Annotated in this window: 22 protein-coding genes and 1 pseudogene; 16 read left to right on the top strand and 7 right to left on the bottom strand. The window is 68.9% G+C overall.

Annotated features, from left to right (window positions below; all coding sequences use genetic code 11):
- Window positions 1-56: 56 nt before the first annotated feature.
- The 4 genes from GVO57_RS02520 (at window position 57) to GVO57_RS02505 (ending at window position 3417) form a co-directional block, all read left to right on the top strand.
- Window positions 57-413 (top strand): hypothetical protein, encoded by a 357-nt coding sequence (locus GVO57_RS02520; protein WP_233281439.1) that lies wholly within the window; start codon window positions 57-59, stop codon window positions 411-413.
- A 61-nt stretch (window positions 414-474) separates the two neighbouring features.
- Entirely contained in the window at window positions 475-1674 is a 1200-nt protein-coding gene (gene sucC / locus GVO57_RS02515) for an ADP-forming succinate--CoA ligase subunit beta (protein ID WP_160591571.1), read from the top strand.
- A 61-nt stretch (window positions 1675-1735) separates the two neighbouring features.
- Entirely contained in the window at window positions 1736-2485 is a 750-nt protein-coding gene (locus tag GVO57_RS02510) for an electron transfer flavoprotein subunit beta/FixA family protein (protein WP_160591569.1), read from the top strand.
- Window positions 2482-3417: an electron transfer flavoprotein subunit alpha/FixB family protein gene (locus GVO57_RS02505; RefSeq protein WP_160591567.1), complete on the top strand. Its 936-nt coding sequence runs from the start codon at window positions 2482-2484 to the stop codon at window positions 3415-3417. The genes GVO57_RS02510 and GVO57_RS02505 overlap by 4 nt, the downstream gene beginning before the upstream one ends.
- Window positions 3418-3472: 55 nt before the next feature.
- Here GVO57_RS02505 and GVO57_RS02500 read toward each other — a convergent pair whose 3' ends face one another.
- Window positions 3473-3691 (bottom strand): hypothetical protein, encoded by a 219-nt coding sequence (locus GVO57_RS02500; RefSeq protein ID WP_160591565.1) that lies wholly within the window; start codon window positions 3689-3691, stop codon window positions 3473-3475.
- An 84-nt stretch (window positions 3692-3775) separates the two neighbouring features.
- Between GVO57_RS02500 and GVO57_RS02495 the strand changes: the two genes are divergently transcribed.
- The gene (locus GVO57_RS02495; RefSeq protein WP_160591563.1) at window positions 3776-5599 is read left to right on the top strand and encodes an ABCB family ABC transporter ATP-binding protein/permease; all 1824 of its coding nucleotides are present in this window, start codon (window positions 3776-3778) and stop codon (window positions 5597-5599) included.
- Window positions 5600-5621: 22 nt separating this feature from the next.
- On the opposite strand, the gene cobT is transcribed toward GVO57_RS02495, so the two are convergent.
- Together cobT and cobS are read right to left on the bottom strand one after the other, a co-directional pair.
- A complete protein-coding gene (cobT, locus tag GVO57_RS02490) occupies window positions 5622-7451 on the bottom strand; it encodes a cobaltochelatase subunit CobT (protein WP_160591561.1) in 1830 nt (609 codons plus the stop codon).
- Between the two features lie 122 nt (window positions 7452-7573).
- Window positions 7574-8578 carry a cobaltochelatase subunit CobS gene (cobS, locus tag GVO57_RS02485; protein ID WP_160591559.1) on the bottom strand — a complete coding sequence of 335 codons (1005 nt, stop codon included), beginning with the start codon at window positions 8576-8578 and terminating at the stop codon, window positions 7574-7576.
- A gap of 95 nt (window positions 8579-8673) precedes the next feature.
- Between cobS and GVO57_RS02480 the strand changes: the two genes are divergently transcribed.
- The gene (locus tag GVO57_RS02480; protein WP_201752675.1) at window positions 8674-9117 is read left to right on the top strand and encodes a VOC family protein; all 444 of its coding nucleotides are present in this window, start codon (window positions 8674-8676) and stop codon (window positions 9115-9117) included.
- Window positions 9118-9139: 22 nt separating this feature from the next.
- Here the strand turns inward: GVO57_RS02480 and GVO57_RS02475 are convergent, their stop codons facing one another.
- Entirely contained in the window at window positions 9140-9775 is a 636-nt protein-coding gene (locus GVO57_RS02475) for a J domain-containing protein (protein ID WP_160591557.1), read from the bottom strand.
- A gap of 33 nt (window positions 9776-9808) precedes the next feature.
- On the opposite strand from GVO57_RS02475, the gene GVO57_RS02470 reads away from it, so the two are divergent.
- From GVO57_RS02470 to GVO57_RS02425, 10 genes are all read left to right on the top strand, one after another.
- Window positions 9809-10132: a BolA family protein gene (locus tag GVO57_RS02470; RefSeq protein ID WP_160591554.1), complete on the top strand. Its 324-nt coding sequence runs from the start codon at window positions 9809-9811 to the stop codon at window positions 10130-10132.
- A complete protein-coding gene (locus tag GVO57_RS02465; protein WP_160591552.1) occupies window positions 10129-10575 on the top strand; it encodes an NUDIX hydrolase in 447 nt (148 codons plus the stop codon). The genes GVO57_RS02470 and GVO57_RS02465 overlap by 4 nt, the downstream gene beginning before the upstream one ends.
- Window positions 10575-11471 carry a pirin family protein gene (locus GVO57_RS02460; protein ID WP_160591550.1) on the top strand — a complete coding sequence of 299 codons (897 nt, stop codon included), beginning with the start codon at window positions 10575-10577 and terminating at the stop codon, window positions 11469-11471. Before GVO57_RS02465 ends, GVO57_RS02460 begins: the two co-directional genes overlap by 1 nt.
- A 181-nt stretch (window positions 11472-11652) precedes the next feature.
- A complete protein-coding gene (locus GVO57_RS02455; protein WP_160591548.1) occupies window positions 11653-12546 on the top strand; it encodes an alpha/beta fold hydrolase in 894 nt (297 codons plus the stop codon).
- Window positions 12547-12759: 213 nt separating this feature from the next.
- Window positions 12760-13428, top strand: a complete 669-nt coding sequence (gene hisG / locus GVO57_RS02450) for an ATP phosphoribosyltransferase (protein WP_160591546.1) — start codon at window positions 12760-12762, stop codon at window positions 13426-13428.
- Window positions 13425-14714, top strand: a complete 1290-nt coding sequence (gene hisD / locus GVO57_RS02445) for a histidinol dehydrogenase (protein WP_160591544.1) — start codon at window positions 13425-13427, stop codon at window positions 14712-14714. Before hisG ends, hisD begins: the two co-directional genes overlap by 4 nt.
- On the top strand, window positions 14711-15163 hold the full coding sequence (nusB, locus tag GVO57_RS02440) for a transcription antitermination factor NusB (RefSeq protein WP_160591542.1): 453 nt from the start codon (window positions 14711-14713) through the stop codon (window positions 15161-15163). The genes hisD and nusB overlap by 4 nt, the downstream gene beginning before the upstream one ends.
- Before the next feature lie 17 nt (window positions 15164-15180).
- The gene (gene thiL / locus GVO57_RS02435) at window positions 15181-16032 is read left to right on the top strand and encodes a thiamine-phosphate kinase (RefSeq protein ID WP_160593776.1); all 852 of its coding nucleotides are present in this window, start codon (window positions 15181-15183) and stop codon (window positions 16030-16032) included.
- A 365-nt stretch (window positions 16033-16397) separates the two neighbouring features.
- On the top strand, window positions 16398-18545 hold the full coding sequence (locus GVO57_RS02430) for a sodium-translocating pyrophosphatase (protein ID WP_160591540.1): 2148 nt from the start codon (window positions 16398-16400) through the stop codon (window positions 18543-18545).
- A gap of 119 nt (window positions 18546-18664) precedes the next feature.
- Window positions 18665-19486 (top strand): S1/P1 nuclease, encoded by an 822-nt coding sequence (locus GVO57_RS02425; protein ID WP_160591538.1) that lies wholly within the window; start codon window positions 18665-18667, stop codon window positions 19484-19486.
- 166 nt (window positions 19487-19652) lie between these two features.
- On the opposite strand, the gene GVO57_RS02420 is transcribed toward GVO57_RS02425, so the two are convergent.
- The 3 genes and pseudogenes from GVO57_RS02420 to GVO57_RS15555 form a co-directional block, all read right to left on the bottom strand.
- Complete coding sequence (locus tag GVO57_RS02420; protein WP_160591536.1) at window positions 19653-20510, bottom strand: thioesterase family protein; 858 nt, start codon at window positions 20508-20510, stop codon at window positions 19653-19655.
- Entirely contained in the window at window positions 20507-20758 is a 252-nt protein-coding gene (locus GVO57_RS15560) for an alpha/beta hydrolase family protein (RefSeq protein ID WP_407695719.1), read from the bottom strand. Before GVO57_RS15560 ends, GVO57_RS02420 begins: the two co-directional genes overlap by 4 nt.
- 266 nt (window positions 20759-21024) lie before the next feature.
- Window positions 21025-21126 (bottom strand): annotated as a pseudogene (locus GVO57_RS15555) (acyl-CoA thioester hydrolase/BAAT C-terminal domain-containing protein); the annotation flags it as partial.
- Window positions 21127-21535: the final 409 nt, after the last annotated feature.

The raw sequence follows: 21535 nt of genomic DNA, 5'->3' as shown, positions 1-21535 counted from the left end.
TCGCGCCGGATGCGGGCCGGTGACGGCGGCCCCGCTGCCGCGCTATAATCACGGTCATGATCGTGTCTGCTGTCTGTCCCCGGCTGTCCGCCCCGCTGCGGCGCGCGGCCACAATGCTCGCGCTTGGCGCGGCGTTGCTCGCCTCCGGCTGTGCCGGCCCCGAATCGCAGCTGTCATCGGCGCTCGCCTCGGCGGGGCTGCCGCCCTCGGTTTCGACCTGCATGGCCAGGCGGATGGTCGATCAGCTGTCGATCGGCCAGCTGCTCAAGCTCAGGTCGCTTGGCGGGCTGGCGGACCGGCCGGTCGCCGATCTTTCCGCTAGGGAATTCCTGCGCCGGGTGCGCGCGCTCAAGGACCCCGAAATCCTTGCCGTGACCGGATCGGCGCTCGCCCGCTGCGGCCTTGGTGTCTGACGGGGTTGGCAAAGCCCCTTCGGTCATGCTTTAGCGCCGGGCGAACCAAGAGGGTGCGCAGATGAACATCCACGAATACCAAGCCAAGGAACTGCTCGCAAAGTTCGGTGTGCCGGTGCCCGCCGGTCACGCGGCCATGTCGGTCGACGAGGCGGTGGCCGCCGCCGGTCGCCTTCCCGGCCCGCTTTACGTCGTCAAGGCGCAGATCCATGCCGGCGGCCGCGGCAAGGGCAAGTTCAAGGAACTCGGCCCGGACGCCAAGGGCGGCGTGCGGCTGGCAAAGACGCTCGATGAAGTGCGCGCCCATGCGGCCGAGATGCTCGGCAACACGCTCGTCACCGTGCAGACCGGCGAAGCCGGCAAGCAGGTCAACCGCCTGTACGTGACCGACGGCGTTGATATCGCGAAGGAATTCTATCTCGCGCTGCTCGTCGACCGGGGCACTGGCCGGGTGGCCATCGTCGCGTCGACCGAAGGCGGGATGGACATCGAAACCGTCGCCCATGACACGCCGGAAAAGATCACCACCATCGCGATCGACCCCGCGACCGGGCTGATGCCGCACCATGGCCGTGCGGTCGCCAAGGCGCTGGGCCTGACCGGCGATCTCGCCAAGCAGGCGCAGAACGTCACCGCGCGGATCTATGACGCGTTCCTCGGCACCGATGCCTCGCAGATCGAGATCAACCCGCTTGCGGTGACCGAACAGGGCCAGCTGATGGTCCTCGATGCCAAGGTCGGCTTCGATTCGAACGCCATGTTCCGCCACAAGGACCTGGCCGAGCTGCGCGACCTGACCGAGGAAGATCCGATGGAGATCGAGGCGTCGAAATACGACCTCGCCTACATCAAGCTCGACGGCAATATCGGCTGCATGGTCAATGGCGCGGGCCTCGCCATGGCGACGATGGACATCATCAAGCTGAACGGTGCCTTCCCGGCCAACTTCCTCGACGTCGGCGGCGGTGCCAGCAAGGAAAAGGTCACCGCGGCGTTCAAGATCATCCTGAGCGACCCGGCGGTGAAGGGCATCCTCGTCAACATCTTCGGCGGGATCATGCGCTGCGACATCATCGCCGAGGGCATCATCGCCGCGGCGAAGGAAGTCGATCTGAAGGTGCCGCTGGTCGTGCGCCTCGAAGGCACCAATGTTGCCGAGGGCAAGCGCATCCTGGCCGAAAGCGGCCTGGCCATCGTCCCGGCCAATGATCTGGGCGATGCGGCGCGCAAGATCGTCGCCGAGGTCGAAAAGGCGGCCTGACCGGAATGAGGCCGCCCCGGCCCGGCGGGCACGGGGCGGCCAATGGAGAGAGGGTAGAACCATGAAGATCCTCGTCCCCGTCAAGCGGGTGATCGATTACAATGTGAAGCCGCGGGTGAAGCCCGACGGCTCGGGCGTCGACCTTGCCAATGTGAAGATGTCGATGAACCCGTTCGACGAAATCGCCGTCGAGGAAGCGATCCGCCTGAAGGAAAAGGGCGCCGCGACCGAGATCGTCGTGGTGTCGATCGGCCCGGCCAAGGCGCAGGAAACGCTGCGCACCGCGCTTGCCATGGGTGCCGACCGCGCGATCCTGATCCAGACCGATGACGAGGTCGAGCCGCTGGCCGTCGCCAAGCTGCTCGCCAAGGTCGCCGCCGAAGAGACGCCGGGCCTGATCATCCTCGGCAAGCAGGCGATCGACGACGATTCCAACCAGACCGGCCAGATGCTGGCCGCGCTGCTCGGCCGGCCGCAGGGCACGTTCGCCTCGAAGGTCGAGATTGCCGGCGACCGCGTGCATGTCACCCGCGAAGTCGATGGCGGTCTGGAAACGGTGTCGCTCGCGACCCCGGCGATCATCACCACCGACCTGCGGCTGAACGAGCCGCGCTATGCCTCGCTGCCCAACATCATGAAGGCCAAGGCCAAGCCGCTCGCCACCAAGGCGCCCGGCGATTACGGCATCGACGTCGCCCAGCGTCTCAAGACGCTGAGCGTCGCTGAACCGGCGAAGCGCCAGGCGGGTGCCAAGGTCGCCGATGTCGATGAACTGGTCGGCAAGCTGAAGAACCTGGGAGTTGTCGCATGAAGACGCTTGTTCTTGCAGATCACGACAATCAGTCGCTGAAGGACGCGACCCTCGCCGTCGTCACCGCCGCCGCCAAGCTTGGCGAGGTGCATGTGCTCGTCGCCGGTCAGGGTTGCGAAGCGGTCGCCAACCAGGCCGCGCAGGTGGCCGGCGTCGCCCAGGTGCTGCTGGCCGATGATGCCGCCTATGCGCATCAGCTGGCCGAAAACATCGCGCCGCTGGTCGTCGAGCTGATGGCCGATCGTGACGCGTTTCTCGCCCCCGCCACGTCGGTGGGCAAGAACATCGCGCCGCGCGTTGCTGCCCTGCTCGACGTGATGCAGATCTCCGACATCCTGTCGGTCGAAAGCGCCGACACCTTCACCCGGCCGATCTATGCCGGCAACGCCATCGCGACCGTCCAGTCGGCGGATGCCAAGAAGGTGATCACCGTGCGCGGCACCGCCTTTGCCAAGGCGGAGCGCAGCGGCGGCAGCGCGTCGGTCGAACGCGTCGGCGGCCCCGGCGATGCCGGCCTGTCGCAGTTCGTCTCGGCCGAGCTGTCCAAGTCGGAGCGGCCGGAGCTGACCAGCGCCAAGATCATCGTGTCGGGCGGCCGCGCGCTGCAGAATGGCGAGAACTTCAAGACCGTGATCGAGCCGCTGGCCGACAAGCTCGGCGCCGCCGTCGGTGCGAGCCGCGCCGCCGTCGATGCCGGCTATGTCCCCAACGACTATCAGGTCGGCCAGACCGGCAAGATCGTCGCCCCTGAGGTCTATATCGCGGTCGGCATTTCGGGCGCGATCCAGCATCTGGCGGGGATGAAGGATTCCAAGACCATCATCGCCATCAACAAGGACGAGGACGCGCCGATCTTCCAAGTCGCGGACATCGGCCTGGTCGGCGATCTGTTCAAGGTCGTGCCGGAACTGACCGAAAAGCTGCCGGGCTGAACCCGGGCTTTCCGGCAATCCGAAAGGGGGCGGTCCGGCCGGGCCGCCCCTTTTTTCATGGCTGGCCGCTGTCGGCGATGCGGTTCGTGGCCGCCGTGCAGCTGGCGAGGATCTGCGGAAAGTCGATGTCGCTGTGCGCGATCAGCTGCGCCTCGGCGGCCGCATGGCACGCCGCCATCGACACATAGCGGGCCTCGACCAGCCGGACCTGGCGGCAATCCAGCCCGTCATCGGTGCAGCCGATGATCGCCATCACATAGAGGAACGGACCCATCGTCGCTCTCCTTCATGTGTCAAACGAAGTCCGCCGCGGCGCAGTTGCATTGGTTTCAGCGCGGCCTCGCCCTACATGGGCGGGATGACGCCGAACCCTGCCGGTCGCACTCCGGATTCTCCCTTAGGCTGGGGCGCCTTCCGCCGTTTCCTGCCCTATCTGTGGCCCGCCGATCAGCCGGCGCTGCGCCGCCGTGTCGTCATCGCGCTCGTGCTCGTCCTGGTGTCCAAGGGCGTGCAGATCTCGATGGGCTTTCTCTATGGCGGGGCGATCGACCGGATGCAGCCCGGTGCGGGCACGGACGCAGCCGGGGCCGCCGCGACGCTCGCGATGGCACTGGTCATCGCCTATGCGGGCGCGCGGCTGGGCGGCGTGGTGTTCGACAATGTCCGCAACACGGTGTTCGAGCGGGTCGGCCAGGATGCGACCCGGCATCTGGCCGAACATGTGTTTTCCCATCTCCACCGCCTGTCGCTGCGCTTCCATCTGAGCCGGCGGACAGGGGCGGTCACCAAGGTCATCGAGCGCGGGACCAAGAGCATCGACACGATGCTCTATTTCCTGCTGTTCAACATCGCGCCGACGATCGTCGAGCTGCTGGCGGTCACGATCATCTTCTGGACGCGCTTCGGCCCCGGGCTGGTGGCGGCGACGCTGACGATGGTCGTCGCCTATATCCTGTTCACCCGCAAGGTGACCGACTGGCGCAACAAGCTGCGCGAGGAGATGAACGAGCTCGATACCGCGACGGTCGCCCGTTCGGTCGATTCGCTCCTCAACTATGAAACGGTCAAATATTTCGGGGCCGAGGGGCGCGAGGCGGCTTATTATGCGCGGGTCGCGCGCCGCTATGCCGATGCCGCGGTCAAGAGCGAGAATTCGCTGGCGCTGCTCAACATCGGCCAGTCGCTGATCACCAATGCGATGCTGGGCGGGGCGATGGCCTGGTCGGTCTATGGCTGGTCGCGCGGCTGGTTCTCGGTCGGCGATGTGGTGCTGGTCAACACGCTGCTCGCCCAGCTGTTCCGCCCGCTCGACCTGCTCGGCATGGTCTATCGCACGATCCGCCAGGGGCTGATCGACATGGAAGCGATGTTCGCGCTGATCGACACCCCGCCCGAGGTTGTCGATGCGCCCCAGGCCCCGCCGCTCGCCATTGCCGAGGCGCGGGTGAAGTTCGATTCGGTGCGCTTTGCCTATGATCCCGACCGCCCGATCCTGAAGGGCGTCAGCTTCCTGATCCCGCCGGGCAAGACGCTGGCCATTGTCGGGCCGTCCGGGGCCGGCAAGTCGACGATCGCGCGGCTGCTGTTCCGCTTCTACGATGTGAGCGGCGGCAGCATCCAGATTGATGGGCAGGACATTGCCCGCGTCACCCAGGCGTCGCTGCGCGCCGCGATCGGCATCGTCCCGCAGGATACGGTGCTGTTCAACGACACGATCGGCTACAATATCGGCTATGGCCGCGAGGGCGCGACCCAGGCCGAGATCGAGGCGGCGGCGCGCGCGGCGCGCATCCATGATTTCATCATGGCGCTGCCCGATGGCTATCAGTCTATGGTCGGCGAGCGCGGGCTGAAGCTGTCGGGCGGCGAAAAGCAGCGCGTGGCCATCGCGCGCACGCTGCTCAAGGACCCGCCGATCCTGATCCTCGACGAAGCGACGAGCGCGCTCGACAGCCGCACCGAGGCCGAGATCCAGCGCACGCTGCGCGAGGTATCGGCGCGGCGCACCACCGTCATCATCGCCCACCGTCTGTCGACCATCGTCGATGCCGACGAGATCATCGTGCTCGATCAGGGCCGGGTGGCGGAACGCGGCACCCATGGCCAGCTGCTGGCGATGGGCGGCCTTTATGCCGAAATGTGGGCGCGCCAGGCGAGCGAGCGGGAGATGGAGGAGGCCTGAGGGGGCGGCTCCCGGCAAGGCCTCAGGGCTGGTCGAACAGCCCGGCAAGCTGTTCGACCATCGTGCCGCCCAGCTGTTCGGCATCCATGATCGTCACCGCCCGGCTGTAATAGCGGGTGACGTCATGGCCGATGCCGATCGCCACCAGCTCGACCGGCGAGCGGCCCTCGATCCAGCCGATCACCTGACGCAGATGGCGCTCCAGATAGGCGCCATTGTTGACCGACAGCGTGGAGTCGTCGACCGGCGCGCCGTCGGAAATCACCATCAGGATCTTGCGTTCCTCGGGCCGGGCGATGATCCGGCTGTGCGCCCACATCAGCGCCTCGCCGTCGATATTCTCCTTGAGCAGCCCCTCGCGCATCATCAGGCCAAGGTTCCGCCGCGCCCGCCGCCACGGCATGTCGGCGGGCTTGTAGACGATGTGGCGCAGATCGTTGAGCCGGCCGGGCAAGGCCGGGCGGCCCGCGGCCAGCCAGTCCTCGCGCGACTGGCCGCCCTTCCAGGCGCGGGTGGTGAAGCCCAGAATCTCGGTCTTCACGCCCACACGTTCGAGCGTGCGGGCCAGAATGTCGGCGCTGATCGCGGCGATCGAGATCGGCCGGCCGCGCATCGAGCCCGAATTGTCGATCAGCAGCGTGACGACGGTGTCGCGGAAATCGGTGTCGCGCTCGATCTTGTAGCTGAGGCTGTGGGCGGGATTGACCACGACCCGCGCCAGCCGCGCGGCATCGAGCATCCCCTCTTCCTGGTCGAAATCCCAGCTGCGGTTCTGCTGCGCCATCAGCCGCCGCTGCAGCCGGTTGGCAAGCTTTGCCACCGCGCCCTGCAGATGGACGAGCTGCTGATCGAGATAGGCGCGCAGCCGCCCCAGCTCATCCTCGTCGCACAGCTCGCCGGCCTCGATCACCTCGTCGAACCGGCTGGTCCACACCTTGTAATCGAACTGGGGCGGCAGATCGGCGGGCGGCCGGTTGGGGCGCACGGGCATCATCCCGTCCTCGCCATCCTCGGCGGTCTCGGCCTCGCCATCGGCGTCATAGTCGGGCTCGCCCTCATCGGGTTCGCTCTCGCCGTCATCGCCCTCGGCGGGTTCGGTGCGCGCCTCCATCTGGCCTTCATTGCCGGCCTCGCCCTCATCGGCCTCGTCGGTGGTCTCGGCCTCGTCGGGTTCGTCGCGTCCTTCGCTGTCGCTGTCGTCGGCGCTTTCGTTCGCCTCCGCCTCGGCGTCGACCAGCTCGAGATCGCGCAGCAGCTTGGTGGTCAGCTTCTGGAACTGCGCCTGATCGTCGAGCGCGAGCGCCAGCGCGTCGAGATCGTCCCCGGCGCGGTTTTCGATCCAGTCGCGCACCAGCGCCAGCCCCGGTTCCGCCGCCGCCGGGCTGGGGCGGCCGGTCAGCCGTTCGCGCACCATCAGCTGCACGGCGCTCGACAGCGGCACCTCGTCGCGCGTCCGCGCGCGGCTGATCGGATCGGAGCGCAGCCGCATGGTGAGCGCCGCATCGAGATTGTCGGCGACCCCCGCCAGCCCGCGCGCGCCCAGCGCCTCGACCCGCGCGGTTTCCGCCGCGTCGAACACCGCGCGCGCGACCGCATCCACCGGCGCGCCGCGCGCATGCAGCGCAGTGTCGTGATGGCGCAGCCTGAGCGCGAACGAATCGGCAAAGCCGCGCGCCTCGGCCACCTGTTCGGGCGGCAGGCTGCGCGACGGCATCGGCACGCGCAGGTTGCGCCCGGCCTGGCCGGGGGCATCGGCGGTGAACGCCAGCTCCACGTCCGGTTCGCGCGCAAGCGCCCGCGCGGTGCCGGTCAGCACCTGGCGGAACAGATCAAGGGGGGTCTGACTGGCCACGGATCGGATCTAGAGCGCATGCTGGCTGTTCACAACCATCGTCCGGCACCGTGGAGCACCGCCCGGCCAACCCGGCCGGAACGATCGGCGCGGTGTGCGCCGACCGGACCCGGTTATTTCGCTCAGGCCTTGCGCGCCACGCTTTCGGGCAGGTCCTTGCCGAACACGCGCTGATAATATTCGGCAACCAGCGCGCGTTCCGCCTCGTCGCACTTGTTGAGGAACGACAGGCGGAAGGCGAAGCCGACATCCTTGAAGATCAGCGTGTTCTGCGCCCAGCTGATCACCGTGCGGGGGCTCATCACCGTCGAGATGTCGCCGGCGATGAAGCCCTGGCGGGTGAGTTCGGCCACCCGCACCATCTGTTCGACCTGTTTCTTGCCGTCCGCGCTGTCATATTCGCCGGACTTGGCCATCACGATCTGCGCCTCGACGGCGGCGGGCAGATAATTGAGCGTGACGACCAGATTCCACCGGTCCATCTGGCCCTGGTTGATCTGCTGCGTGCCGTGATACAGCCCGGTCGTGTCGCCCAGCCCGACGGTGTTCGCGGTTGCAAACAGGCGGAACCAGGGGTTGGGGCGGATCACCCGGTTCTGGTCGAGCAGCGTCAGCTTGCCCTCGGTCTCCAGCACGCGCTGGATCACGAACATCACGTCCGGGCGGCCGGCATCATATTCGTCGAACACCAGGGCGGTCGGCGTCTGCAGCGCCCAGGGCAGCAGCCCTTCGCGAAACTCGGTCACCTGCCGTCCGTCGCGCAGCACGATCGCGTCGCGGCCGATCAGATCGATGCGGCTGATATGCGCATCAAGGTTGATGCGGATGCACGGCCAGTTCAGCCGCGCCGCGACCTGTTCGATATGGGTCGATTTGCCGGTGCCGTGATAGCCCTGGACCATCACGCGCCGGTTGTGGGCAAAGCCGGCCAGGATCGCGAGCGTCGTGTCGGGATCGAACACATAGGCCGGATCAAGATCGGGCACCCGCTCATCGGCCGCGCTGAAGGCCGGGCATTCCATGTCGATGTCGATGCCGAACAGCTCGCGCACGCTCACCTTTTTGTCGGGCGCGGCGAGCAGCGTGGTCGAACGGGAATCGGGCACGGTGTTGGGCAGGTCGGTCATCGCAGATCCTGAAAAGGGCAAAGGCGTGCGGCACAGGCGGTAATCGCGATGGCCGGGCTTGCCAAGCGGGGAACGGTCCGCGCCCCGCCGCCGCCATGGTTGCACGTCTGCTGCGGAGCGGCAATGAACGCGCGATGCAGACACCGGTGTTCATCAACTTTCCCGTCGCCGATCTGGGTCGCGCGACGCATTTTTATGCGGCAATCGGCTTTGGCGCGGTGCCGGCGCTCACCACGCGCAGCATGGCGTGCCTGATCGGGCCGGCGGGGCTGGGGCTGATGCTGCTGACGCCCAAGGCCTGGGCGCGCTTCACCCCGCGACCGCCAAGCCCCGCCGGCACGTCGGAGACGATGATCGCCCTGCCCTGTGCCAGCCGGGCCGAGGTCGACCGGCTGACCGGACTGGCGGTGGCGGCGGGCGGTGTCGCCGATCCCAACCCGGTCCAGGATCTGCCGGTCATGTATTCGCGCAGCTTTGCCGATCCCGACGGGCATATCTGGGAGACGATGTGGCTCGATCCGGCGGTGCTTGCCGGCTGAGGCCGTCCGATCGGGCTGGCGGTCAGGCGAAGGCGGGGGCGGATTTCAGCCTGGTATAGGCCCCGATCACGCCCTGCAGCTTCGCCTCATGGCTGCGGTCGCCGCCATTGCGGTCGGGGTGATAGAGCCTGACCAGTTCCGAATAACGCTGGCGCAGCGCCTTGCGGTCGGCGTCGATGTCGAGGCCGAGCGTGGCAAGGTCGCGGCGATTCTCGCCCGACAGGGGCCGCCCGTCCTGCCGCCCGCGCGCGGTCGCCATGCCCTGCCGGAACCGCGCGCCGATCGCGTCCAGCGGGTCGCCGAAATCGGCCCAGCGCGGCGGCCGGTCGGCCCCTGTATGGGCAAAGGCGCGGGTTTCGCGTTCCCAGCCGGCATATGGGCGCTGCGCCGCCTCGATCTCGTCCGCGCTCATGCCGGAGAAATAGTTGTAACCGGCGTTGAACGCGCGGACATGGTCCAGGCACAGCCAGCGCCATTCGGGCGGCTGGTCGGCCCGCTGCCCGCCGGGGTGGCGCGGGGCGCGGAACTCGCCCGCTTCCGTGCAGCCGGGATGTTCGCATGCGCGGTCGCCATCGCCGACCCGGCCGTGAAACCGGCTGCGGGGGCTGGTCCGCTGCGGGCCGTCTTCCGGCCGGGGGCTGTCGTTCCGCGTCGCCATTCTGTCCGTCACAAAAACGCGTATATAGGGGCGATGGATCATCCTGCCACGCCCAACACCACCGCCGCCCCCATCCCGGCGCCCGGTCCGGTCGCCGCCGAAATCATCCGCCGGCTGACCGATGCGCTCGCCCCGGTCGCGCTCGAGGTCGTCGACGACAGCGACCGGCACCGCGGCCATGCCGGGCATGACGGGCGCGGCGAAAGCCATTTTTCGGTCCGCATCGTCAGCGCCGCATTCACGGGGCAGAACCGGGTCGCGCGCCAGCGCATGGTCAACCATGCGCTCGCCGAATTGCTCGTCGAGCGGGTCCATGCGCTCGCGATCCGCGCCGAGGCGCCGTCGGAGGCGGCGTGACCGTCCGGCTCAAGCGCCCGGCGGCGCGCATCCTGCTGCTCGATTCCGCCGGGCGCGTGCTGCTGTTCCGCTTCGTCGCTGACGACCGGCCGCCTTTCTGGGCGACGCCGGGCGGCGCGCTGGAGCCGGGCGAGGCCTATGCCGCCGCCGCGCGGCGCGAGCTGTTCGAGGAAACGGGCATCGTCGCCGATCCCGGCCCGGAGCGGTTCCGGCGCGAGGTGGTGTTCCGGACGCTGGAGGGGGCCGATGTCGCCGCCGACGAACGGTTTTTCGTCATCCGCTGTGCAAACCCCGAAATCCGCGCCGACGGCCATACCGATCTGGAACGGCGGGTGATGCAGGACTGGCGCTGGTTCACGCGCGGTGAACTGGCCGGCTGGCCCGAGACGATCTGGCCGGCGGACCTGGCCGAGATGCTCGACGAGATTGCGGAGGCCGCCTGATGTCCGATCCGTTCATGCTGACGATCACGCCCAGCACCCATGATCTGGGCGGTTTTTCGGTGCGCCGCACCTTGCCGTCGCGGCCGCGCACGATGGTCGGCCCGTTCATCTTCGTCGACCAGTTCGGCCCGGCCCAGCTCGCCCCCGGCGCGGGGATGGATGTGCGCCCGCATCCGCACATCAACCTGTCGACCGTCACCTATCTGTTCGGCGGGGCGATCGACCACCGCGATTCGCTCGGCACCTTTGCCCGGATCGAGCCGGGGGCGGTCAATCTGATGACGGCGGGGTCGGGCATCGTCCATTCCGAACGCTCCCCGGCCGATGAGCGCGCGGCCGGGGCGTTGATGTCGGGGATGCAGACCTGGCTCGCTTTGCCCGAGGCGCTTGAGGAAATGGACCCGGCGTTCGAGCATGTGGCGGCGGCCGATCTGCCGCTGATCGACGGCGAGGGCGTGACCGCGCGGATCATCATGGGCGCGCTGTGGGGCAGGCGCGCGCCCACCACCTGCCATGCCGACACCATCTATGCCGACATCCAGCTCGCGCCCGGCGCGGCGGTGCCGATCGATGCGGCAGCCGATGAGCGCGCGGTGGTGGTGGCGCTTGGCGATGCCAGCCTCGATGGTCAGCCGCTTGAGCCGCACAGCCTTTACCTGCTCAAGCCGGGCGTGCCGATGACGCTGCGCAGCACCGGCGGCGGGCGGATCATGCTGCTGGGCGGGGAGGCCTTTGCCAGCCCCCGCCATGTCTGGTGGAACTTCGTCTCGTCGCGGCGCGACCGGATCAACCAGGCCAAGCATGACTGGAAAGAGGGGCGGTTCCCGATCGTCCCGGCCGATGCCGATGAACATATTCCGCTGCCCGAAGTGCCACTGACCGTCTCTCACCCTTAGAGCGGTTTCCGATCTGGCTGCGCCAGATCAACCGCTCTAATGTGTTGGTTTGCCGCGTTTTCCGAACCGTCAGGTGAGTCCACCTGACTGGAAACCGCTCTGAGGGCTCGATGCTCGACACCGGCGCGGCGCGGCGGATAGGCTCGCCCCGAACCCGCAGACGGGAACAGGGGATGACGGCATGACGATCGAACAGCAGCGTTTCCATCTGCCGACCGGGGTCGATCTCGACGTGACCCTGGCCGGCCCGCGCGACGCGCCGGCGATCATCTTCCTGCACGGCTTTCCCGAATCGCACCGCACCTGGCGGCACCAGATCGCCGCCCTGTCCGACCGTTATTTCGTCATCGCCCCCGATCAGCGCGGCTATGCCGGATCGTCCAAGCCCGACCGGGTCGAGGATTATGCCCCCGACCGCCCGGTCGCCGATCTGATCGCGCTGGCCGATGCGCTCGGCCTGCCCGGCTTCACGCTGGTCGGGCATGACTGGGGCGGGGCGATCGCCTGGACGGCGGCGCTCAATCATCCGGACCGCATCACCCGGCTGGTGATCTGCAACGCGCCGCATCCCTTCATCTTCCAGAAAAGCCTGTTCGACGATCCCGCACAGCGCGCCGCCAGCCAGTATATCCGCGACTTCCGCGATCCGGGCTTCGAGGCGCGGCTGGGCGCGCTGGGGCTGGAGCGGTTTTTCGACACCAGCTTCCTGAAGGAAGCCGATCCGGTGCGGCTGGGGGCAGAGGAACGCGCCATCTATCTCGAGCAGTGGCGGACGCCCGGCGCGTTCACCGCGATGCTCAACTGGTACCGGGCGACGACGCTGATCGTGCCGGCGGTGGACGAAGCGCCGCAGCGCCCGGCGTTTCTGGACGGGCCGTTCCCGGCGATCCCGATGCCGACTTTGGTCATCTGGGGGATGAAGGATACGGCGTTGCTGCCCGTCCAGCTCGACGGGCTGGCGGCCTATGTCGATCATCTGCGCGTCGTCGAGGTGCCGGACGCCGGCCATTTCATCCCCTGGGAAGCGCCAGAGGCGGTGACGGCGGCGATTGCGGGGTTTGTCGGCGCGGGGTGAGTGTCGTTGTCGCGGCACCGGGAGTTGTTTGTGGTGCGGCTCTCGCCGCACGGGCGGCACCGGCCCGCTCCCCCACCCGGCCTCCCAAATGATGCTGGCGCTGGGCGACCGGGTGGGGGAGCGGGCCGATGCCGCGACAGGCAACAGTCAACCACAGCCCGCACCGCCCCCCATGTTGCCCTTGCCCCCGCCTGCGCGTAAAGCCGCGCGGCCATGGCCGATCCCATCATCATCGCCGTGCCCAAGGGCCGGATTCTGGACGAGGCGCTGCCGCTGCTCGCGCGCGCCGGCATCGTTCCCGAACCGGCATTTGGCGACAAGAACAGCCGCGCGCTGCGCTTTGCGACCAACCTGCCCGACGTCTCGCTGATCCGCGTGCGCGCGTTCGACGTCGCGACCTTTGTCGCGCATGGCGCGGCGCAGCTGGGGATTGTCGGGTCCGACGTGCTGATGGAGTTCGACTATTCCGAACTCTACGCGCCCGTCGATCTGGGCATCGGCCATTGCCGGGTGTCGGTCGCCGAACCCGCCGAAATGGCCGCGGGCGATGATCCGCGCGCCTGGAGCCATGTCCGCGTCGCGACCAAATATCCGGCACTGACCCGCCGCCATTTCGAGGCGCGCGGCGTGCAGGCCGAATGCGTGAAGCTCAGCGGCGCGATGGAGCTGGCCCCGCTGCTCGGCCTGTCGAGCCGCATCGTCGACCTCGTGTCCTCCGGGCGCACGCTCAAGGAAAACGGGCTGGTCGAGGTTGAGGTGATTGCCGAGGTCAGCGCCCGCCTGATCGTTAACCGGGCGGCGTTCAAGATGCGTGCCGCCGCGATCGCCCCGATCGTGGATGCGGTGCGCCGCGCCGCCAGCCTGTCGGAAGCCGCTGCATGATCCGCCTGTCCCTTGCCGACCCCGCTTTCGCCGCCCGTTTCGACGCGCTGGTCGGCGCGCGCCGCGAAAGCGCCGACGATGTGTCGCGCGACGTGGCGGCGATCCTTGCCCGTGTGCGCGACGAGGGCGATGCCGCGCTCATCGACCTGACCGGCCGGTTCGACCGGCATGATCTGGACGCCGGCGGCTGGCGGATCGATCCCGCCGATTGCCGGGCGGCGCTTGACGGGCTGGACCGCGAGCTGCGCCGCGCGCTCGAACTCGCGCATGCCCGCATCACCGCCTATCATGAAAAACAGCGCCCCGCCGACCGGGACGAGGTCGATGCGATGGGCGTGCGCATCGGCGCGCGCTGGCGGCCGGTCGATGCCGCCGGGCTTTACGTGCCGGGCGGGCGCGCCGCCTATCCCAGTTCGCTGCTGATGAACGCGGTGCCGGCGCGCGTCGCCGGCGTCGGCCGGCTGGCGATGGTGACCCCGACGCCGGACGGCGTCGTCAACCCGCTGGTGCTCGCCGCCGCCGCGCTGGTCGGCATCGAGGAGATCTGGCGCGTCGGCGGCGCGCAGGGCGTGGCCGCCCTTGCCTATGGCACCGGCCGGATCGCGCCCGTCGATGTCATCGTCGGCCCCGGCAATGCCTGGGTCGCCGAGGCCAAGCGCCAGCTTTACGGCGTCGTCGGCATCGACATGGTCGCCGGTCCGTCCGAAATCCTGGTCGTCGCCGACAGCGGCAACGACCCTGACTGGATCGCCGCCGACCTGCTCAGCCAGGCCGAACATGATCCGACCAGCCAGTCGATCCTGATCACCGACGATGCCGGCTTTGCCGACCGGGTGGCGGCTGCGGTCGACGCGCAGATCCCCCTGCTCGCCACCGCCGCCACCGCGCGCGAAAGCTGGGACCGCAACGGTGCGATCATTGTCGTCCCCGATCTGATGGCGGCGGTGCCGCTGATCGACCGGCTGGCAGCCGAGCATCTCGAACTTGCCGTCGCGGATCCCGAGCCGCTGTTCGCGGCCGTGCGCCATGCCGGCTCGATCTTTCTTGGCCGCCACACGCCCGAGGCGATCGGCGATTATCTGGGCGGCCCCAACCATGTGCTGCCGACCGGCCGCCGGGCGCGTTTCGCCTCGGGCCTGTCGGTGCTCGATTTCATGAAGCGGACGAGCTTTCTCGGCTGCTCCCCCGGCGCGCTGGCGGCGCTCGGCCCCGCGGCCGTGGCGCTTGCCGATGCCGAGGGGCTGCCCGCCCATGGCCGCTCGGTCGCGTTGAGACTGGACAGATGACCAAGAACGAAAGAGCCCGTTCCCGTTCCGCCGCCCGGCTTGCCGCCGTGCAGGCGCTTTACCAGCTGGAGATGGAGCAGACCCCGCTGCCGCAGCTGATCGCCGAGTTTCACCAGCACCGGCTGGGCGCGACGATCGAGGGCGACGAATATGCCGATGCCGAAACCGGCTTTTTCGACGATGTCGTCAAGGGCGTCGCGGCGCGGCGGGCCGAAATCGACACGCTGATCGCCGCCCGGTTGGCCCAGGGCTGGAACCTCGACCGGCTCGACCGGCCCATGCGCCAGATCCTGCGCGCCGGCACCTATGAGCTGATCGCGCGCGCCGATGTGCCGGTCGGCTCGGTGATCAGCGAATATGTCGACGTCGCCCATGCCTTTTACGACCGCAAGGAAACCGCGTTCGTGAACGGCCTGCTCGATGCGGTCGCCAAGGATGTGCGCCGCTGAGCGGGGCAGGGCCGGTTCTGGACGAAGCCGGCTTCATCGCCGCGCTGCGCGGCCTCGCGACCGATCCCGCCGCGCGCGGCCTTGCCGATGATGCGGCCGTGCTCGGCGATCTGGTGTTCACCCATGACATGATCGTCGAGGGCGTGCATTTCCTGCCCGGCGATCCGCCCGGCGATGTCGCGTGGAAGCTGCTGGCGGTCAATCTGTCGGATCTTGCCGCCAAGGGCGCGACGCCGATCGGCTGCCTGATCGGCTATCCGCTCGGCGACGGCGCGTGGGACCATGGCTTTGTCGCCGGGCTGGGGGAGGCGCTGGCCGCGTTCGGCGTGGCGCTGCTGGGCGGCGACACGGTCCGCCATCAAGGGCCGCGCAGCCTGGGGCTGACGGCGATCGGTCGCGCGCCCATCGCCCCGTCGCGCAGCGGCGCGCAGCCGGGGGACCGGCTGTGGGTGACCGGGCGGATCGGTGCCGCCGGGATCGGGCTGGAGCTTGCGCGCACGGGCCGGGACGGGCCGGAACTTGCCGCCTATCGCCGGCCGCAGCCGCGGCTGGCCGAGGGGCGGCTGCTCGCGCCCATTGTCCATGCGATGATGGACGTGTCGGACGGGCTGCTGATCGATGCCGCGCGCATGGCGGCTGCAAGCGGGCTGGGCGTGGCCATCGCGCTCGACCTCGTGCCGGTGTGCGGCGATCCGCTCGGCGCGGTGACGGCGGGCGATGATTATGAACTGCTGTTCGCGCTGCCCGACGGCATCGACCCGCCGGTCGCGGCGACGGCGATCGGCCGGTTCGCGGCGGGCGCGGGGCTGACGCTCAGCGATCATGGCCGCGCCGTGCCGCTGCCCGACCGGCTCGGCTGGAGCCACTGAACGGGCTGTTGGCTGGGAAGAACGGCACTGGGTGTTTTCGTTTGAGAAGAACGGCACCGGCCCGCTCCCCCACCCGGCCTCCCATAGCGTAATCTGCCGTTGGGAGGCCGGGTGGGGGAGCGGGCCGGTGCCGCCCACGCGCCGTAAGGCGCGCAACAAACAACAAGGAGCGGGCCGGTGCCGCCCGTGCGGCGTGAGCCGCACCACAAACAACTTCCGGTGCCGCCCCCGCGGCGTCAGCCGCACCATAAACAACCCCGCTCCCCACCCCCCGCCATTCGCGGCTTGCCGCCTGCGGTTTCGCCTCTCATACCTTTGTCCAGAACAAGCGGCCGCCAAAGAGCCGCCAACAGGGAAGGGATGGCATGAACGTGATTTTGATCGCGATAGGCTGCGGCGTCCTTGCAGTCTTGTATGGCTTGATCACCAGTCGCCAGATTCTGGCACAGCCTGCGGGCAATGCCCGGATGCAGGAGATTGCGGGCGCGATCCAGGAAGGCGCAAAGGCCTATCTGGGGCGGCAATACCGGACCATTGCCATTGTCGGTATTGTCGTGGCGGTGCTCGTGGCGGTGTTTCTGGGGCGGATCTCGGCGCTCGGCTTCGTCGTCGGGGCGCTGCTGTCGGGGGTGGCCGGCTATATCGGCATGAACATTTCGGTGCGCGCCAATGTCCGCACGGCCGAAGCGGCGCGGACCAGTCTGCAGGCTGGGCTGACCGTCGCCTTTCGTTCGGGCGCGGTCACCGGCATGCTGGTCGCCGGGCTGGGGCTGCTGGCGATTGCCGGGTTTTTCTATGGGCTGACCGACATTCAGGGGCTGGCCCCCGGTGACCGGCAGGTCATCGACGCGCTGGTCGCGCTGTCGTTCGGCGCGTCGCTGATCTCGATCTTCGCGCGTCTGGGCGGCGGCATCTTCACCAAAGCGGCCGATGTCGGCGCCGATCTGGTCGGCAAGGTCGAGGCGGGCATTCCCGAGGACGATCCCCGCAACCCGGCGGTGATCGCCGACAATGTCGGCGACAATGTCGGCGACTGTGCCGGCATGGCTGCCGACCTGTTTGAAACCTATGTCGTGACGCTGGGCGTGACGATGGTGTCGGTCGCGCTGCTGGTGCGGGCCGAGGCGCCCGATCTGATGAAGCTGATGGCGCTGCCGCTGGTTGCCGGCGGCGTGTGCATCATCGCGTCGATCATCGGCACCTATCTGGTCCGCCTGGGCGGCAGCCAGTCGATCATGGGGGCGCTCTACAAGGGCTTCTGGGGCACCGCCCTGCTGTCGATCCCGCTGCTCTATGGCGCGACCCAGCTAACGCTTGGCGATATGAACACGGTGATCGGCGGCGCGGGCTTTGCCGGTGACGAGCCGTTCATCGCCGGGGCCGACGCCGCCGGGCCGAGCTTTACCGGCTGGCAGCTGTTCTGGTGCATGCTGATCGGGCTGGCCGTGACCGGGCTGATCGTGTGGATCACCGAGTATTACACCGGCACCGGCTATCGCCCGGTCAAGTCGATCGCCAAGGCGTCGGAAACCGGCCATGGCACCAATGTGATCCAGGGGCTGGCGATCAGCCTTGAATCGACCGCGCTGCCGACCCTGGTCATCGTCGTCGCGGTCGTCGCCACCTATCAGATCGCGGGCATCATCGGCATCGCCTTTGCCGCGACCGCGATGCTGGCGCTCGCGGGCATGGTCGTGGCACTCGACGCCTATGGGCCGGTGACCGACAATGCCGGCGGCATCGCCGAAATGGCGGGGCTGGAGGGCGAGGTGCGCAACCGCACCGATGCGCTCGACGCGGTCGGTAACACGACCAAGGCGGTCACCAAGGGCTATGCGATCGGCTCGGCCGGGCTGGCGGCCCTGGTGCTGTTCGGCGCCTACACGACCGATCTCAGCGCGTTCTTTCCCGGGCTGACCGTCGATTTCTCGCTCAGCAACCCCTATGTCATCGTCGGGCTGCTGCTCGGCGCGCTGCTGCCCTATCTGTTCGGGGCGATGGGGATGACCGCTGTCGGCCGCGCCGCCGGGGCGGTGGTCGAGGAGGTCCGCGCCCAGTTCCGCGACAACAAGGGGATCATGGCGGGCACGTCCAAGCCCGATTATGCGCGCACCGTCGATCTGGTGACCAAGGCGGCGATCAAGGAAATGATCGTGCCCAGCCTGTTGCCGGTGCTCGCCCCGATCGCCGTCTATTTCATCATCACTCAGGTGGCGGGCCAGGCCAATGGCTTTGCCGCTCTGGGTGCGCTGCTGCTGGGCGTGATCGTGTCCGGCCTGTTCGTCGCGATCTCGATGACATCGGGCGGCGGCGCGTGGGACAATGCCAAGAAATATATCGAGGACGGCCATCATGGCGGCAAGGGATCCGAGGCGCACAAGGCCGCGGTGACCGGCGACACGGTCGGCGATCCCTACAAGGACACCGCCGGCCCGGCGGTCAATCCGATGATCAAGATCACCAACATCGTCGCGCTGCTGCTGCTGGCGGCGCTGGCGGGCGGGGTCCATTGATCCGGCGCGCAGCCTGACGGGCTGAACCTTCGCCCGCCCGGTCCTGCCGCCCCGTGCGGCCGGACCGGGCGGGTTTTTCATGCCCCAAAAATGTCACACCGGCGCGGCATCTGCGCCGGATGACCGACCCGTTTTCGTCTCGTGCTCTCGCCCGCCGGTTCCGCCGGCTGGCGGCCCTGTTCGCGCTGCCGCTCTCGCTTGCCTGCGCCCAGCCGGCTTTTGCCTGGGGGCAGACCGGCCACCGCGTCACCGGCGCGATCGCCGAACGTCATCTGGGCGGGCTGGCGCGGGCGCAGATCCGGCTGATCCTGGGCGATGAAAGCCTGGCCGAAGCCGCGACCTGGGCCGATGAGATGCGGTCGGACCCGTCGGAGTTCTGGCAGAAGACCGCCAATCCCTGGCATTATGTGACGGTGCCGCCCGGCAAGGCGCACGGCCCCGACACCACCCCGCCCGAAGGCGATGCGGCAAGCGCGCTGGCGCGTTTTTCAGCGACGCTGCGCAACCCCGCCGCCAGCCGCGCCGACCGGCAGCTGGCGCTGCGCTTCATCGTCCATATCGTCGGCGATCTTCACCAGCCCTTTCATGTCGGCAATGGCCGCGACAAGGGCGGCAATGATGTCGCGATCAGCTTTTTCGGCGAGCCGACCAACCTGCATGCGCTGTGGGACAGCGGCCTGATCGCGCGCAACGGCCTGAGTTTTTCCGAATATGCCGACTGGCTCGACCGCCGCATCGCCCCGGCCGATATGGTCGCGTGGTGGTCAGCCGATCCGGCGGTGTGGATCGCCGAGAGCGCCGCGCTGCGCGACGGCCTGTATCCGGCCCGGCCCGATCTGTCCTTTGCCTATGCCTTTGCCCAGCAGCCGGTCGTCGACCGGCGTCTGCAACAGGCCGGCATCCGCATCGCCGCCTATCTCGACCGGCTGTTCGCCAGATAGCGGTGTTCGCTGTTTAGCGAAGACCGGCACCGGGAGTCTTTGCTGTCGCGGCACCGGCCCGCTCCGCCACCCGGCCTCCCACATGATACTGCCGTTGGGAGGCCGGGTGGGGGAGCGGGCCGGTGCCGCGACCGCGCCGTGAGGCGCGCAACAATCATCACCCCGTTCAGGTGAACAGCGCGACCATCTGCCGGGCAACGGCAAGCGGGCGGCGGTCCGCGTCCCACAGCGTCATCGCCTGCGCCGAATAGCCATGGCCTGCCTGTTCGCTCACCGAATGCAGCAGCCGCCACACCCCCGGATCATCGCCCGGATCGCCGAGCAGATCGAGCGTCCAGGTCATGGTGCTGATCGGCGCGGGGGCGGGAAAGCCGACCATGGCGGCGGGCGGCGGCGAATCGGCGAGCGCGACAAGGGCGGTCAGCGGATCGGCCCCGTCCGGCGCGCGGTGGCGCACCCACAGCCAGAAGGCGGGATCGCCGCCCGCCAGCGGCCGGTTGCCGGCGGCAAGGCGCATCTCCATGTTCGCGGCAAAGCGCGGGCCGCCGCCTGAGGGGAAAAAGGCCGGGCAGTCATCCGGCCCGGCCACGTCCGGTGCGGCCAGGCTGTCATGACCGACCCGGCTGTCGCGCGCGGCGCCATAGGTCAGCAGCGCGCGCACCGCCGGTCCCTGATCGCCGTCGAGCGCCACGGCCATGGTGGCGGCCGAGCGGCCGCGCCGCACCAGCTCCGGCCGGATGTCCAGCCGCCCGGCGGCTGGCCCTGCAAAGGCGAACTGGCCGGAGCGCAGCGGCGGCAGATCCGCGGCCATGCGCCGCGCGGCTTCCACGCACAAGGCGGCCGACAGCCCGCCATAAGCGGTGCGCCCCTGCGTCCAGTTTTCGGGCAATTCGGTCGTCAGTCCGGCTGTGCTGCCGTCGGCCCGGTCAAGCGGGGTCAGCGCCGCGATCAGCGCGCCGAATCCGGTCGGCTGGCTGGTCCCGTCCGCGCCCTGCGCTGCGCCGATGGCCGGTGCGGTGCTCATTTGAACGCCTCGGCCAGAAATGCCTGCGCGCGCGCCCAGCTGTCGGTGCGGGCGGCATGATTGCCCTCGGCGGTGCCGCCAAGGCTGGCAAGCTGGCCAAAGCCTGGCGATTTGGGATCGATCGGCAGGCCGAACGCCAGATGCCCGGCATCGGCATAGGCGCGGACTTCGGCCCGCTTGCCCGCCCGCGCCGCCGCTTCCCGCGCCATCGGGCAGCCGGGCCACAGGCTGTCGGCCTCGCCGCACACCAGCAGGATGCGGGCGCGCGCGCGCTCCAGCGGGATGACCGCCCCGGATGGTCAGCCAGCGCTTTCAGCCCATTTTCATAGACCGACCGGATGCCGCCCGCCCCGTCAAACGCGCCATAGGGCACGACCGGCACCGGCTGTCCGCCTACCGACCAGGATGGCTTGGGCGGTGTGCCCCATGCGCCGTCCCAGACCACGCCCGGCCAGGCGACATGGGACGGCACCGCCGCGATGACCGCGCGCAGCCTTGTGTTGCGGCTGGCGATGAGCAGCGCCGCTTCGCCGCCCTTGGAGATACCGATCACGCCCAGGCGGCGGCGGTCGATGCCGGGCTGCTGACCGATCCAGCCAAGCGCGCGGTCGAACATCTCAAGCGGCACCAGCTCCAGCGAGGCCGACTGGCCGGGCGCGCGGAAATAGGACAGCTGCAGCACGCCGTAACCGAGCGCACTTAGCGCCCGCGCCATGCGCACGCCCGATGCCGAAAGCGCGCCTTCCGACCCGCCGAGCAGCAGGATCGCCGGCCGGCGCGCGGCGGGCGTTGCGACTGCCGGCCCGGCGGGCGGAAACCAGTTGCCGATCAGCCCGTCGGCTTCGATTCGCCGGCCGGCATCGCCGGGCTCGGCCATCTGCACGGGCGGCACGGCAAAACCCTGCGCCGTCGCCGCACCCGGCAGGGCCGCACCGCCCGCCATGATCAGCGCCAGCGCGCCTGCAGCAAAGCTGCGCATCCACCCCTTCCTTTCCCGGCTTGTGTCGCCGCGCATCATCCCCGCG

This window comes from Sphingomonas changnyeongensis (genome assembly GCF_009913435.1).
GTDB classification, from domain to species: Bacteria; Pseudomonadota; Alphaproteobacteria; order Sphingomonadales; family Sphingomonadaceae; genus Sphingomonas_B; species Sphingomonas_B changnyeongensis.
This window is presented reverse-complemented; position numbering and strand designations above follow the sequence as displayed.